We start from the raw sequence: 12,633 nt of genomic DNA, 5'->3' as shown, positions 1-12,633 counted from the left end.
TATGGGGTTCGCTTTCAATATTTTGTAAAAATAAAAAAATCCTGCTCAGTTGAGACAGGATTTGTATAATTTATTAACAGTTTTACTATGCTTTTCCAGCAAAAATAGCATCTAAACCTTCAAGAGCAATAGTAAAGCCTTCTTTAAAGCCCATTTGAATAATCATTTCTAGGTCAGAAAGTTTTTCATGTTTGATTGCAACATCAACAAAAGTTGAATTTCCTTCTTCAGAAAAGGTTACATCCCAGTCGGAACGAGGAAATTCTTTGTTTAAATTTCCTTCGCTGTCACAAAAAGCATCCAGCCATTTTACATTTGTTTTCGGATTGATAGAAGTATAATCAGCAAGAGCCCAATGTTCTTCGCCTTCAGGACCAACCATTGCATATAATCTTCTACCGCCTTCTTTAAATTCCATACTCTTTGTTCGTGATTTCCATGGAGCAGGAGCCCACCATTGATCTAAAATTGCAGCTTCAGTCCATGCAGACCAAACATTTGGCAAAGATGCAGTGAATTCACGTTTTACATTTACAGTATTATTCTCTTTATCTACAGTAAAATTCATTAATAGATTTGATTTCATTTTCTTTTAATTTTAAATTCATTTAAAAAATTAGCTTACTGAATCGTCTTATTTTGTCTCCAGAATTTTATCGAGAGTTTGCAGCGTCATGGTAAAGCCTTCCTTGAATCCCATCTCGATTACTTTTTCCAATTCGGCTAAACTATCTCGTTTTATGGCGACATCAACGGTCGTTAAATTTCCATTTTCAGAAAATGTTAAATCCCAATATGAACTTCCAATTTCTGAATTCGGATTTCCTTCTGCATCACAAAAAGTAGAAGAGTGTTTAAAATTTGTTTTTGGGGAAATCGAAGTATATTCAAAAACAGCCCAACGTTCTTCTCCTTCTGGACTTACCATAGCGTAGAGCCTTTTGCCGCCTTCTCTAAAATCCATAAACTTTGTTTTGGACTCAAATGGGGCAGGTGCCCACCATTTATCCAGAATTGAAGCTTCTGTCCAAGCAGACCAAACGTTTGATAATGACGCGTTGAATTCACGTTTGATGTTCACAGTTTTATTTTCCTTGTCTACAGAAAAATGCATTAAAAGATCAGATTTCATTTTCTTTAGATTTTAAATTAAGTAATACTTGATCCAGTTGGTCAAAACGCTGTTCCCAAATTTTCTTGAATTGTTCTAGCCAATGATCTATTTCTTTCATTTTATCAATTTTGAGCTGATAATAAATTTCTCTGCCCAATTTTTTTTCTTCCAATAAATCACATTCATTTAATATTTTAATGTGTTTAGAAACTGCTTGTCTTGTGGTTTGAAATTGTTCGGCAATTGCATTAGGTGTTAATGCAGTCGAAGAAATCAAAACTAGAATCGCTCTGCGGGTCGGATCGGCAATTGCCTGAAAAATATCTCGTTTCATTGTTGTAAAATTATTACGCAACTAATCAGTTGCAAATATATGCAACTTTTTGGTTGCGCGATAAAAAAAAGATGTTTTTTTCACAAAAAGAACGTAAACAAAAAAAGGCGCATTAAAATTGCGCCTTTTTCTAGAATTATACGTTACATAATTATCGTCTAAATTTATTTTTGACAATGATATCCTTAAGTTTAGCTTTCAAATCTTCGCCTGTATCAAAAACCATTTGTTCGTTGTTTGGAAACGGAACAGCGCGTTTAGAAAAATAGTTTTGATAATTGTCTTCGCAGGCATTACGATCCCCTTTATAATTCGAATAAATATTCTCGAAAACAAATTCACTGCTGATAGGAAATGTTTGAACAAGTTGATTCGTTTTCAAATCCACAAAATCAACTTTTGCCGTTACCTGACAAGATTTAAATTGTCTGAATTCATAAACCGTAGCACGAAGAATTTTAATATTATCTACTTTAATTTCCTTACCTAGACTATCTTTCACAGGTCTTCCACGACTGTCCAAAAGTGTTTTTACGCCATCTTTTACCTGTCTTTCTTTAATGAATTCTTTCTCTTTAATCTGTTCTGGCGAAATCAAAATATCTCTAAAATTAATAATCAGACTATAATCGTAAGTTGTATTTTTTTGTCTTGTGCTATGATAAACTGTCCATTTATCATTTAAACCATAGGTTTTAAAATCCAATAAATCCTCCTGAAGTATTTTCGGAATCACCATATTGGTTTCGTTTTTCGCATAAACATCTACAAAATCTGTCCCTTTAAAAAGAGCATCATCCATTAATTTCTTGGTGTTTTTATAGCCAGGATTGATGCTTTCCAAATAAGCAAAATCATCATAAGCTTTTCTAAAATCCATTTTATTGTTCGATTTCAAAAGAGCCGAAGCGTTTTCATACAAATATTTCGACAGCACATTTTTACTGTTTACAATCTGGTCCGAATAGTTGTCAAAAGGGAAATAGGCATTTTTGCCTTGCTTGATTAACTTCAGAGGTAAAATAGGTCTGATTTTTTCCTGACGATTATGCAGTTGTAAATAAGTATTATAAATACGTTCAGCATTAGCAGGATTAGAGTCTTTAGAAAGTATTTCCAAATCGCGTAAATCTCTTTCTTTCGCTTTAGCAAAAGCTTCTTCCAATAAATAAACATAATCTTGTTTTCCCTTAGAATCTTTGTTGGATCTTAAAGCTTCGACCGCGCGATCAATAGCTCCATCATAATTTCCGTCACTTATTAAGGCTTGAGTCGTTTTTACGCCACAAGAAGAAAGAGCTAAAAAGAATATAAAAAAGAGTAAAGTAATTTTTTGCATAGTGTTTCTTTTGAAGGTGTAAATATATTTCTTTTAACTTTCAACAACTATGCCTTTTTTTAGATTTTTTTAAGGAGCACAAACGATCATTTTCATAAGAACGTTCAGTCCCGCTGTCCGCTAAATCTTTTCCTTGCTAAAGAAGCAAGAAAAAGGATATCGCTTCCATCGGGGCTAAAATAGAACGTTTAGTTTTTCAAAAGAAATTAAGAATTTGTTTTTTTAATCTTCTAATTCTCAATCAAATTTTCTTTCCATAATTTTTGGGCAAATTCTTTAAAAACTTTTGGTCCTTTTTTGAAATTGTCATCCAATTTATATTGACCTCCAACAAATTGTTTTTCGCCGTTATCCAAAAGACCAACCTGAACTTTACTTTCTCCGCGCATGGCATATTTCTGATTTCCTTCGTACATGATAATTTTCATATCGGAAGGATCGACACCACCTTGACAAGCCGTTTTGTACATTACCCATATTTCAGCAATTCCATTGTTATTTAAATCTGTAACTTGAAAAGTATTTTTGACAAACGATGCCACAATATCTACGGGACAATCCGAAATAAAATCATAAACACGCCAAGTTTGTTTTACTTTATTTTCTGAAACTATAAAATGATAGGCAAATAATTCGGCATCTGAACTGTTATCAAATTCATGGTTGAATTTTTTATTGAAGTGATAACCAGTTTCAGTTGTAATTACAATATTATCGCCTAGTTTGTCTTTCCATCGAACAGCATTTTTGATAAAACCTTCGTATTTAATTGAAGCTGGAAATTGTGTAGAATCGATCTTTTCAACATTTAAAACAAAAGGAATCTCTTTTATTGAGGGATTTTTTAAGCTAACTGTACTTTCTTCTTTTTTGTCTGATTTACAGTTTGAAAAGAAAAAAAGAAACAAAAGTAAGAATGATATATTTTTCATGAGTAATTTTAAAAAATTCAATTAATTAATCGATCTGCATGTCGCTTTCTTCGTCAAATTGTTTACGTTCTTCTTCGCTCATTCTGTTTCGCAGTACTTTTATTGTGTAACCTCCAAATAATTTTCCATTTTCGATATACATCCAGTCACTAATTTTTGAAGGATCAACCTCTATTTGATCACCAGATCTATACTCTTTAACGTATTCAGGCTCATTATTTAAAATTCCAGAGTATTTCCCATCTTTAAAAACAATATTGCCAACCCACATATGTTCTGTTCCACTTGAATTGGTAAACTTAACTTTCAAGGCGTGACTTTCAGCTTTAGGATTTATTAATCCCGAATTAAAATCATCTAAGGTTTCATTTGCTTTTAATATGGCCGCATTCATTTCTTCATCTTGACTTTCTACGCTGTAAATTGGCGGTTCGTTTTCTCTCTCAATTTTATTAGATTCTTTACAGCTCGTAAGACAAAGTATGCTTAGTAAGATTATAATTTTTGTTTTCATTTATTTAGTGGTATTTCGTTGGGTTTAAATGATGATTGTTTTCTCTATTTGTATTGTTTGCCATCAAAAATCAATTTGGTTGTCTCTTTTTTAATTGTTTCTTTAGAATCACAATCGTCATTTTTAAAGGTGTTTTCTGTTTTAGTAATCTTTGTTTTTATAATAAGATTATTAAAATTATTGTTTTGTAATTTATCAATATCAATAGTAGAATCAATGTCCTCAAATTCGCCATCACATTTCATGTCCCATTCACCGCCATATTTATAAACCCTATAATTATGAAGCACAGGTTTTAAAGTGTTTTTTTCGACAATATACAGCGATAAGTTGGTTTCGCTGAAGGGGTTGGGCTGGCTCTGGGTACGGTAATCTGCCCTGATTCCAAATGCTCTTGTCGTTTTGTTTAGATAATACAAACCGGTATCAATAGTAATGTCGGTTAAAATTAGAGCATCAGATGTCCAAGCATTGGGTTCAATAAATTTGTAGATTATTTTTCCTGTCACATTATCAATTACCAATATATAAGCGTCCAATACGAAAGAACCTTCTTCTATATCAGAAGCATATTTTGGAATTACTAAAACACTTTTGTTTTTATCATAGGGTAATATTTTTTCAGTAAAAAGCTCAATTCTTATTTGGCTTTCGTTCAGTTTAAGCTGTTTCAGAATAGTATTGAGATGATCTGCACTTTGAGAAAATGAAAACTGTACACAAAGCAATAAAGTAAAGAGATATCTTGTCATGATTTTGTATTTTCTATATTTATTAATTCGAATCTTTTCATTTCTGGGTTAAATTCATAATTTAAAGTGTTTCCTTTAAAACAACTTTTGGCTTCTTCTAATAAAGAATTAGTGATATGTATTTTTTTGGTTCCAATAAAATCATACTCAAAACCGATGTAATTGTCTTTAAAGTATTCAAGGCATTTTTTATCGTTTTCATTAATAAGTAATGTTGTAAAAAACTGATCAAATACATCTTTGAATGGTATATAAATTAATTCTCCATTTAGATACTCGAAAGCCATAAACTCATTTCCATCACCTACTTTATCATCTGTTAGGACAATGTAATTATTGGGCTTTATTTTGTAGATAGACAAAATCCAGCTTCCGTCAACAACTCCTATATGTATTGTATTTGGTTGTATAAGTTCGATACTGGAAAAATGGCCCTTTGATGGGAGTGTATAGTTGTTTTGTTTTATTTTTTGGACATATTCGATTCTATCTGTTTTTTTCCATTCCCAGCTTCTCATACAACTGTCTGGAAGAATAGTAAGAATATTTAAGAGGTTTTTATGCTCGAGATAATTTATTTTTAAAGTATCAAGCTTTTCGATATCATCATTTTCTGTTTGTACTTTTAAGGTGTCTTGTGCTTTTTGATTTGTAATTTTTGGGTCATTTTTTTCTTCATTCTTTTTGCAGGAGAATAAAAACAGAATCAATAGTAATAATGCTGATGGTTTCATTAGATTTTCTCTTTGTTTTTTTTTATTAATATTCTTCACGTTCTTTTTCATATTGTGAAGTAAAGACACCGCTTACTTGTTCGCTGTATTTTTCTACCCATTTTTTGTAATAATACTGAACATGTAGAATATTATTTTTAAGGGTAAGTTTTGAAAAGGGCTTTCCGATCTGTGGAATCTCTTTTAACCCAAAAGTTTCATCTGTGCCATTATCAAATTTACAATCCATTTCTTTGGCCCAGATCATTTCAAATTCGGTATCGCTTATTTTACGAACCGGATAAAAGTAAACGCACTGTCCATGATATTCAAAAGCCAACGATTTATTTCCAATATTTAGCGCAACCATATCATTTTTCCATCTCCCAGTAAAATCATTTGTTTTCTGAAAACTTTCGACAAAGCTATCATAATCAAAACCTTCCAGATATGATATTTTCCATTCGTTGTTTTCTTTTACAGCTTTAACATTATATACAGTTCCATCGCCCCAGCTCCAATTGTAGAATGCTTTGTTGTTTTCTATTGAAAGGTGCATAATCCAGATTTTATCTAGAAAACGATCGGGCTTATCTTGACAATTACACCACGGACTCGCTCCAGAACCAAACGGAGGAAGTTCGCCAACATTCCATTTTAAAGTACCACTTTTAAATTCACTGTCAATTTTTAATGCAATTTTATTATAGTTATCAATAAAATCCTTTGAAAATAAATGAGTGTTTTCGAGTTCTTTAAGTCTAGCTTTATGAAGCTTCATATCAATTCCGCTGTAAATGCTGTCGACATTTTTATCTTCAATAGGGCTAAAATCACTGCCGGTACTTTTTTTCTCTTCCCATTCGTAAAGTTTCTTAGTTAATGCTAATAAAGCGATACTGTCATTTTTAGAATCTACAATATTGGTTGTGTCTTCAGCAGCATTATTTTCTTTTTTCTGAGATTGTTTGTCTTTCTTACAGCTTATAAATACTAGTAATAAGGATAAAAGTAAAATTAGGTTCTTCATTTTTTTAACTGGGAGGTCTTATAAAAATTAATAGTTCGTTTGTGTTTTGAAGAACTGTTATTGATTAGTCAGTAATTTTTTTATCAAAACAATTTGTCCTAAATGATAATAACTGTGCTCAATCATAGCGTCGATATTTCTTTGGTAGCTTCCATACTTTTCGTCCACAAAAAACTGATTTAGTTTCTCGTCAGACATTTGTTCAACAAAAGAAGCAAACTCTTCGGTTGCATTCCAAAATCGTATCAAAAACATTTCCCAGTTTTCTTGTGAAGAGATAGGAGGAAAGTTAAAACTGAATTTGTCTTTTATGTCAAGTGTTCCGCCTTTAAAAACATTGTTTATTCCTTCAATATAATAATGAATATGTTGTGCCAGAAGCGCAATGGTATTTAAATTCTGAACAGGAGTAACAGCAATTTTCCAATCTAGATTTTCGAGTTGGTCTTTGTAATTGGTATTGGCAATCCAGGTTCCGTTTAAAATAGTTTCTCTAAAACGATTGGCAATTTCTAATGCATTTTTCATTTTTCAATATTTTAGAATTTTATACAATTTTATAGAATTAGAAAAATTTATTCTTGCTGAATCCAGTCGTATTTTCCATTCTTTAGGTAAATAATACCGCCTCCGCAGCTTTCTTCGGCATGAATAAAGATTCCATCATTTGGGAGTCTTATTTTGTCCTCTTCTTTTATTTCTTCATCTCCCATAATTTCACCATCATCATTTACATTGTTCCAAACAATTTCTCCTTTTGGCGCTTTTTCAAATATTCCGGCCCAGTCGATTTCGTCAAATCCCTGATTTAAAACATTTTTTCCTAATCCAAGATAATCCGTTTTTTTTCCGTTTCCATACGTTATTTTCAAACCACTTTTGTAGGTATTTGTACTTCTAACGATTTCTACAATCTCGTTTTTCCCGTCACCATCCAAATCGCAAACGATTTGATTGATTTTATGTTTTTTAGAAATTATAATAGTATCCGTTTCCTCTACTTTAGTTTCAGGTTTTGGAGCAATTTGTCTGGTATCTTTTTGAGTAATTTGTGGCTTTTCGGTTTGGGTTTCCTTTTTACAAGAAATAAGAATTAAGGCAGATAGAAACAGAATGCTAATTTTCATAATTTAAGATTTTTTTCAGTATTCAAGATAAGAGTTTATACGATAATAATAGCGGTCTTTAATTTTAATAACGGCGCTGGGTGTATCATCATCGTTGTCCTCAATTTTAAATGTCTGAAGAGGTTTGGTCGTATAAATAATATTATGTTTAAAAAGTGTGTATCCAGCCTCTTCGTCCTTCGTGTTGCTTCTCATGTAATAATCAGCTGCGCTGTATGGTTCAAATATAATAGTGGTGTCCTTGCCTTCAATTAACATGTTATAAAGGCTTTCGCCAGAAATAAATCGCAGTTTTAGCCTTTCTTTTTGTATTTGCCGGAGACTATCAATAATACTATATTTTATCATAAGAGAACCTCTGTTCTTTTTGTTCGGATGATTTATTTCGTGATAAATCTTGCTCCAGTTTTTCAGAATTAAGTGTGTAGCTCTTTCATACCCAGCAATGTTTTTAATTTCTTTTTGAATTGGAACCAGATCTCCTTCATAACCTTCTTTATCTGGGTTTTTTGTGTAAACATTATTAAAAATTATAATAATAATGAATATAGCTGTAAGTGCAATTATTGTTTTTTTGTTCAATTTTTGATTATCATTTTAAACGCGTATTGTGATAAGCGATGATTAGAACTGGTTTTTTATTCAAAAAAAATTATTTCAGCAGTTTTGCAATTTCTGTAAATTTCATTTTTACAGCAATTTGAACAGGTTTTTTTCCATACGAGATATCGTCTCCAGCATCAAATGTCTCCGGTTTGTTTTTATCAACACCTTTTTTTAAGAGGTATTTTACCATTTCGATATTATTCTTTTTTACAGCAATTATTAGGGCAGTTTCTCCATCATAATTATTAGAGTCTAGTTCGGCTTTATCTAACTTTAAGGCATTCAAAATCTCATAATCCGATTTTCGTACAGCTTGTTCAAATACCCAGAGTTTACCTCTGATATCTCCTTTTTCCTGATTTGCGCCTTTTAAGAGCAATAGTTTTGCACAGTCATAAAAATGACTGAAACCTGCCGTATTAAAAGCTTTTGAATTGGTTATATTACCTCCTTTTTGGATTAAATACTTAACTATTTCTAAGGTGCCTTTTTCAGCTGCAGTTTCAATATAAGATTCATCACTTTTTGGCTTATTGATAACTGCTCCGCCTTCTACAAGAGCTTTAACCAGTGTGAGATTATTTTGCCAGATCGCCGCCTGCATTGGTGCTATTTTATTGCTTGGCTCATAGTTTGCTGGAAATTTAGTGCCAATCATTTTTAATGCCTTTTGTGTATTATTGGCAAAAATGGCATCATAAAATTCTTCAACAACTTCTCTTGAAGGTACAGTTTGTTTTGGTTTTGACTGAGAAAAAGAAGCGTTTAAAGCAGAAAGAAAAACTGTCAGAACAATTAATTGTAGTTTTTTCATTGTAAGTGATTTTGGCTTAGAAAATTCAAAATGCTAATATAAAAAAATACGTACAAAACATAATTATTTTTTTACTCTTTTAATAAAAAAGTAAAGCTTGCAATTCTTAATTTTTGAATTGATTCTAAATGTACTTCAACCACCAATGCTGATTTTCAGCTTTATATTTTCCATACCATTGACAAGGTTTGTATAGAAGAGCCACAACGAAAATCCAAATGAGATAAATTGTCCACAGAGGGAAACCGCTTTTCATTCCTTTTGGTCTTCCAAAAGTTCCTGTTTCAAATTGCGAAAAGCTGAAACCTTGCGTAAAAAGCATAAGAAGTGTTAGGATATGAATGACATAAAAATGAACGACAAAATAAAACAAAGGCACTTTTCCGTAAACTAAAGCCACTTTTTGGATTCTGATTGGGAGTTTTTCCGCAAAAGCAAGAAGCAAAAACATAATGCCCAAAGTAACTAAACAGAATAGGAGTGAAGGAGGATATTTAGTTACATTCATAAATGACAAAAAGCTAAAAGCGGCATTTTTTTGTGTTGTCCATAAAGCAGGATCTCCGTAAATATTAACAAACCGAATTATGGTAAACAATGCTAAAGCACTCAAACCAATTTTGGTGAATAGTATTTTTCTTTTTTCTTCAGCCAATTCAAAGAATTGTCCTGTTGCAAAACCAACCAGCATAATTCCAAGCCACGGAATTGGCGGATATCCCATAATAAATGCTCTTCCTGAAAAGGGAAATACAGTTGGACTAAGAAACGGTTTTGAAACCGTTTTTATAATTGAATTTTCGGAAAAAGGAATAAGCGGTAAGAGATTGTGGAAAAAGAGTATAAACAGTCCGATAAAGCCCAATGTTTGAGAGCGGATTTTGAGCAGTAAACTTAAAATGATAAAACCAAAACCTATCGTGGCTATCACTTCAAATAAAATGGAATGAAAACCAATATCGAAGAACAATCCAAAATTAACAATTGTAAATTCTAGTACAAGCAGCCAAAGTCCTCTTTTCAATAAAAAGGTTCTCGTTTTGGATAGGTTATTTTTATTTTGAAGTGAAAGATAAACCGAAGTTCCTGCCAGAAAAACAAATGTTGGTGCACACAAATGAGTAACAAAACGCGTAAAAAATAACAAAGGAGAAGTAGTTGTTAAATCGGTTGGACTTTGCGTAATCGAATCAACATGCATCAAATCTCGAACATGATCCAGAGCCATAATAATCATTACAATTCCTCGAACAATGTCTATGGATGGTTGTCGTTTCATAAGTTTGATTTTTAACTGCTTATGAGTAAATCTAGTGAATTATTTTTAAATGTTTTTATGCTCATGAAATTCATTAAGCTTTAAAGAAAGAGTTTTAAAATGAATTGCTTCCAGCTTTAGCTGGAGGGATGTGTAGGAAAAAAAATAGGGCTTTAGCCAAAAAAATATAAGTTTGACTAAAGCCCTATTTGAAAGACTTTTATTTACCTCCAAAAGCTGGAGGCAATTGATATTGATTTTTTATGACTTCCTAATCTTCACCTGATACACAATCTCCCAAAAAATAATGGAGAAAACAGCATTGGCAAAAATGGCAGTTTTAACTTGATAAGGATCGTAATTGACAAACAGATGTAAATTGGTAAACTGTAAAGCGAGAAACATTGCTAAAGCGGCAATTGCTACAGCACAAAGCACATTAAGTAAAGGTTTCCATTTTAGTGCTGTAAAAGCATAAATAAGATTCAAAATGCCGAAACCAACTCCTAAAGTTACAAACGGATCTCCTTTGATTTTTTCGTTTAATTCAAGTAGTAGGTGCGTAGAAGTAAGATATAAAAAGAAAAGTATAGAATAAATTAGAATTCGTATTTGTGGTTTCATTTTGTAATGTTTTTATGAAGCAAAATTAAGCATTTAAAATGAAGCGAAGATTAGGATTTACTCTAAAATAGCTTCCACTTTAGTTTCAGATTTTTCCTTTAACGGACTATCTGCCTTCAAGCTCCAAATTACTAAAAATTTACCTTTCGCAATATATTCTTCCGGATGCTCATCCGTTGGTTCGCCTGCTTTTCCCCAAAGTAAACCTTGCAGGAAACGATCACCCTTAAAAACATGATCAAACTCAAAATACATAATAGAACCACGATCTGCTTTGCTTTTAAAACTTTGAATCGCTTTACTTTTTATAGTTCCAACAATGTTGCTATACGTTTCAATATCATTATAAAAAGAGCAGGCTTGTGGTGTAATGCAAACATTACCGTCGCTAACCATATAACCGCCTTTTGGAATTTCTTTTGGTTTTAGTTTTAAATCGGCTAAAGTTTGACTGAATGAGTTTGTTGCAGATAGAAAAAACAATGTTAATAGAAGAATTGTAGGTTTCATTTATTTTTTGGATTTGATTTGGGATGTTAAAAATAGGATTTTTAATTGAGTTTTCTTTTCATTTTGAAAATCAGATTATGAGTCTAAAAAAGTGTCAAAATAAAAAAACATTTTGGCCAAAAATAGTAAACTCAAGGCAAGGAAAATAAAGCAAAAAGTCAAATAGATTTTATTTTTAAAAACTTTAAGGAATGAAAAAGATAAATATCCGAAAATAGTGCTAGTGATGATATATAACATTTTTAAAAATCCGACACTGTCCGCATCAACTACGATGTACGGGCCATCATTGATAATATAAGGGCTAATGAAATAACTGCCTATAAAAAGAAAAAGTCCAATAAAAAATAATATTCGTAGTATGATTTTCATAGTTAACTGATAGAAGCGTAATTACAATTGAATTGTTGATTTTTGGATGTGAAAATATTTTTATTTCTAAATAAAGCGTTTATAAAATTGTTGGTCGTCTTTTGTGTCAATTACAATTGTTTGAGCGCATAAATCTCCAAGTCTTTGGTTATATTTAGTGTTTTTGATTAGCAATATTGCCAATAATCCAAAAAACCAGAGATCAAAAAAATCGAATAAATGTCTTATAAAGGATTGTCCTAAAGTTAAACTTGTGGAATTGTTGTCTTTTATAGAAACAACTTGTAAATCAAACACAAGATTTCCAAGAGTTCCTCCAAATTTTACTTCAAAACCTATTAGATATCCAAACCATATTAATGCGTTTGCTAATGCTGGAAAATCATGAAGTTCATAGTTGTTTTGGACTTTTTCTCCAAAATAAATAAACATGACGATAGTGACCCCAATCAATAATGTATAATCAATTAATCCTGCAAGAATTCGTTTTGTAAGATTTGGTTTAGTGGCTATTTTTTCTGGGATCATTTGGGGTTGATTTAAAAAAAGCACAAAATAAAATGTTATTTGTGCTTTTGTAAGTTTATATTATTG

General features: G+C 31.6%; 17 protein-coding genes. All 17 read right to left on the bottom strand.

Annotated elements, in window-relative coordinates; translation table 11 throughout:
* Positions 1 to 85 precede the first annotated feature (85 nt).
* Positions 86 to 586 (bottom strand): SRPBCC family protein, encoded by a 501-nt coding sequence (locus tag GSY47_RS14665; RefSeq protein ID WP_179006826.1) that lies wholly within the window; start codon positions 584 to 586, stop codon positions 86 to 88.
* Positions 587 to 634: 48 nt separating this feature from the next.
* Positions 635 to 1,132, bottom strand: a complete 498-nt coding sequence (locus GSY47_RS14660; protein WP_179006828.1) for an SRPBCC family protein — start codon at positions 1,130 to 1,132, stop codon at positions 635 to 637.
* On the bottom strand, positions 1,122 to 1,448 hold the full coding sequence (locus tag GSY47_RS14655; protein ID WP_109192365.1) for an ArsR/SmtB family transcription factor: 327 nt from the start codon (positions 1,446 to 1,448) through the stop codon (positions 1,122 to 1,124). The genes GSY47_RS14660 and GSY47_RS14655 overlap by 11 nt, the downstream gene beginning before the upstream one ends.
* Before the next feature lie 151 nt (positions 1,449 to 1,599).
* Positions 1,600 to 2,787: a hypothetical protein gene (locus GSY47_RS14650; RefSeq protein WP_219071422.1), complete on the bottom strand. Its 1,188-nt coding sequence runs from the start codon at positions 2,785 to 2,787 to the stop codon at positions 1,600 to 1,602.
* A gap of 230 nt (positions 2,788 to 3,017) precedes the next feature.
* Positions 3,018 to 3,719 (bottom strand): M949_RS01915 family surface polysaccharide biosynthesis protein, encoded by a 702-nt coding sequence (locus GSY47_RS14645; protein WP_179006830.1) that lies wholly within the window; start codon positions 3,717 to 3,719, stop codon positions 3,018 to 3,020.
* 25 nt (positions 3,720 to 3,744) lie between these two features.
* Complete coding sequence (locus GSY47_RS14640) at positions 3,745 to 4,233, bottom strand: YegJ family protein (RefSeq protein WP_179006832.1); 489 nt, start codon at positions 4,231 to 4,233, stop codon at positions 3,745 to 3,747.
* A 44-nt stretch (positions 4,234 to 4,277) separates the two neighbouring features.
* Positions 4,278 to 4,985 (bottom strand): PA3715 family protein, encoded by a 708-nt coding sequence (locus GSY47_RS14635; RefSeq protein WP_179006833.1) that lies wholly within the window; start codon positions 4,983 to 4,985, stop codon positions 4,278 to 4,280.
* On the bottom strand, positions 4,982 to 5,719 hold the full coding sequence (locus GSY47_RS14630; RefSeq protein WP_179006835.1) for a hypothetical protein: 738 nt from the start codon (positions 5,717 to 5,719) through the stop codon (positions 4,982 to 4,984). Before GSY47_RS14630 ends, GSY47_RS14635 begins: the two co-directional genes overlap by 4 nt.
* Before the next feature lie 25 nt (positions 5,720 to 5,744).
* Entirely contained in the window at positions 5,745 to 6,728 is a 984-nt protein-coding gene (locus tag GSY47_RS14625) for a hypothetical protein (RefSeq protein ID WP_179006837.1), read from the bottom strand.
* A gap of 57 nt (positions 6,729 to 6,785) precedes the next feature.
* Positions 6,786 to 7,256, bottom strand: coding sequence for a DUF1572 domain-containing protein (locus GSY47_RS14620; RefSeq protein ID WP_179006839.1), 471 nt, complete (start codon positions 7,254 to 7,256; stop codon positions 6,786 to 6,788).
* Positions 7,257 to 7,303: 47 nt separating this feature from the next.
* Positions 7,304 to 7,855 (bottom strand): hypothetical protein, encoded by a 552-nt coding sequence (locus GSY47_RS14615; RefSeq protein ID WP_179006841.1) that lies wholly within the window; start codon positions 7,853 to 7,855, stop codon positions 7,304 to 7,306.
* A gap of 15 nt (positions 7,856 to 7,870) precedes the next feature.
* Positions 7,871 to 8,437, bottom strand: coding sequence for a hypothetical protein (locus GSY47_RS14610; protein ID WP_179006843.1), 567 nt, complete (start codon positions 8,435 to 8,437; stop codon positions 7,871 to 7,873).
* Between the two features lie 70 nt (positions 8,438 to 8,507).
* Positions 8,508 to 9,275 (bottom strand): ankyrin repeat domain-containing protein, encoded by a 768-nt coding sequence (locus GSY47_RS14605; protein WP_219071421.1) that lies wholly within the window; start codon positions 9,273 to 9,275, stop codon positions 8,508 to 8,510.
* A gap of 124 nt (positions 9,276 to 9,399) precedes the next feature.
* A complete protein-coding gene (locus GSY47_RS14600) occupies positions 9,400 to 10,554 on the bottom strand; it encodes a DUF1624 domain-containing protein (protein ID WP_179006847.1) in 1,155 nt (384 codons plus the stop codon).
* 240 nt (positions 10,555 to 10,794) lie between these two features.
* Positions 10,795 to 11,157 carry a hypothetical protein gene (locus GSY47_RS14595; RefSeq protein ID WP_179006849.1) on the bottom strand — a complete coding sequence of 121 codons (363 nt, stop codon included), beginning with the start codon at positions 11,155 to 11,157 and terminating at the stop codon, positions 10,795 to 10,797.
* A gap of 57 nt (positions 11,158 to 11,214) precedes the next feature.
* A complete protein-coding gene (locus tag GSY47_RS14590; protein ID WP_179006851.1) occupies positions 11,215 to 11,667 on the bottom strand; it encodes a hypothetical protein in 453 nt (150 codons plus the stop codon).
* A gap of 438 nt (positions 11,668 to 12,105) precedes the next feature.
* Positions 12,106 to 12,567: an RDD family protein gene (locus GSY47_RS14585; protein WP_179006853.1), complete on the bottom strand. Its 462-nt coding sequence runs from the start codon at positions 12,565 to 12,567 to the stop codon at positions 12,106 to 12,108.
* Between the last annotated feature and the right edge of the window lie 66 nt (positions 12,568 to 12,633).

This window comes from Flavobacterium quisquiliarum (assembly GCF_019308285.1).
Taxonomy (GTDB): Bacteria; Bacteroidota; Bacteroidia; order Flavobacteriales; family Flavobacteriaceae; genus Flavobacterium; species Flavobacterium quisquiliarum.
Note: the sequence above shows the minus strand (reverse complement) of the source record. Positions and strands in the feature narration are given on the sequence as shown.

Coding starts and splice junctions, on each gene's coding strand:
- GSY47_RS14625 (WP_179006837.1), bottom strand. CDS start 6,728: ATGAAGAACCTAATTTTACTTTTATCCTTATTACTAGTATTTATAAGC.
- GSY47_RS14595 (WP_179006849.1), bottom strand. CDS start 11,157: ATGAAACCACAAATACGAATTCTAATTTATTCTATACTTTTCTTTTTA.
- GSY47_RS14585 (WP_179006853.1), bottom strand. CDS start 12,567: ATGATCCCAGAAAAAATAGCCACTAAACCAAATCTTACAAAACGAATT.
- GSY47_RS14615 (WP_179006841.1), bottom strand. CDS start 7,855: ATGAAAATTAGCATTCTGTTTCTATCTGCCTTAATTCTTATTTCTTGT.
- GSY47_RS14635 (WP_179006833.1), bottom strand. CDS start 4,985: ATGACAAGATATCTCTTTACTTTATTGCTTTGTGTACAGTTTTCATTT.
- GSY47_RS14640 (WP_179006832.1), bottom strand. CDS start 4,233: ATGAAAACAAAAATTATAATCTTACTAAGCATACTTTGTCTTACGAGC.
- GSY47_RS14590 (WP_179006851.1), bottom strand. CDS start 11,667: ATGAAACCTACAATTCTTCTATTAACATTGTTTTTTCTATCTGCAACA.
- GSY47_RS14650 (WP_219071422.1), bottom strand. CDS start 2,787: ATGCAAAAAATTACTTTACTCTTTTTTATATTCTTTTTAGCTCTTTCT.
- GSY47_RS14665 (WP_179006826.1), bottom strand. CDS start 586: ATGAAATCAAATCTATTAATGAATTTTACTGTAGATAAAGAGAATAAT.
- GSY47_RS14660 (WP_179006828.1), bottom strand. CDS start 1,132: ATGAAATCTGATCTTTTAATGCATTTTTCTGTAGACAAGGAAAATAAA.
- GSY47_RS14630 (WP_179006835.1), bottom strand. CDS start 5,719: ATGAAACCATCAGCATTATTACTATTGATTCTGTTTTTATTCTCCTGC.
- GSY47_RS14620 (WP_179006839.1), bottom strand. CDS start 7,256: ATGAAAAATGCATTAGAAATTGCCAATCGTTTTAGAGAAACTATTTTA.
- GSY47_RS14605 (WP_219071421.1), bottom strand. CDS start 9,275: ATGAAAAAACTACAATTAATTGTTCTGACAGTTTTTCTTTCTGCTTTA.
- GSY47_RS14645 (WP_179006830.1), bottom strand. CDS start 3,719: ATGAAAAATATATCATTCTTACTTTTGTTTCTTTTTTTCTTTTCAAAC.
- GSY47_RS14655 (WP_109192365.1), bottom strand. CDS start 1,448: ATGAAACGAGATATTTTTCAGGCAATTGCCGATCCGACCCGCAGAGCG.
- GSY47_RS14600 (WP_179006847.1), bottom strand. CDS start 10,554: ATGAAACGACAACCATCCATAGACATTGTTCGAGGAATTGTAATGATT.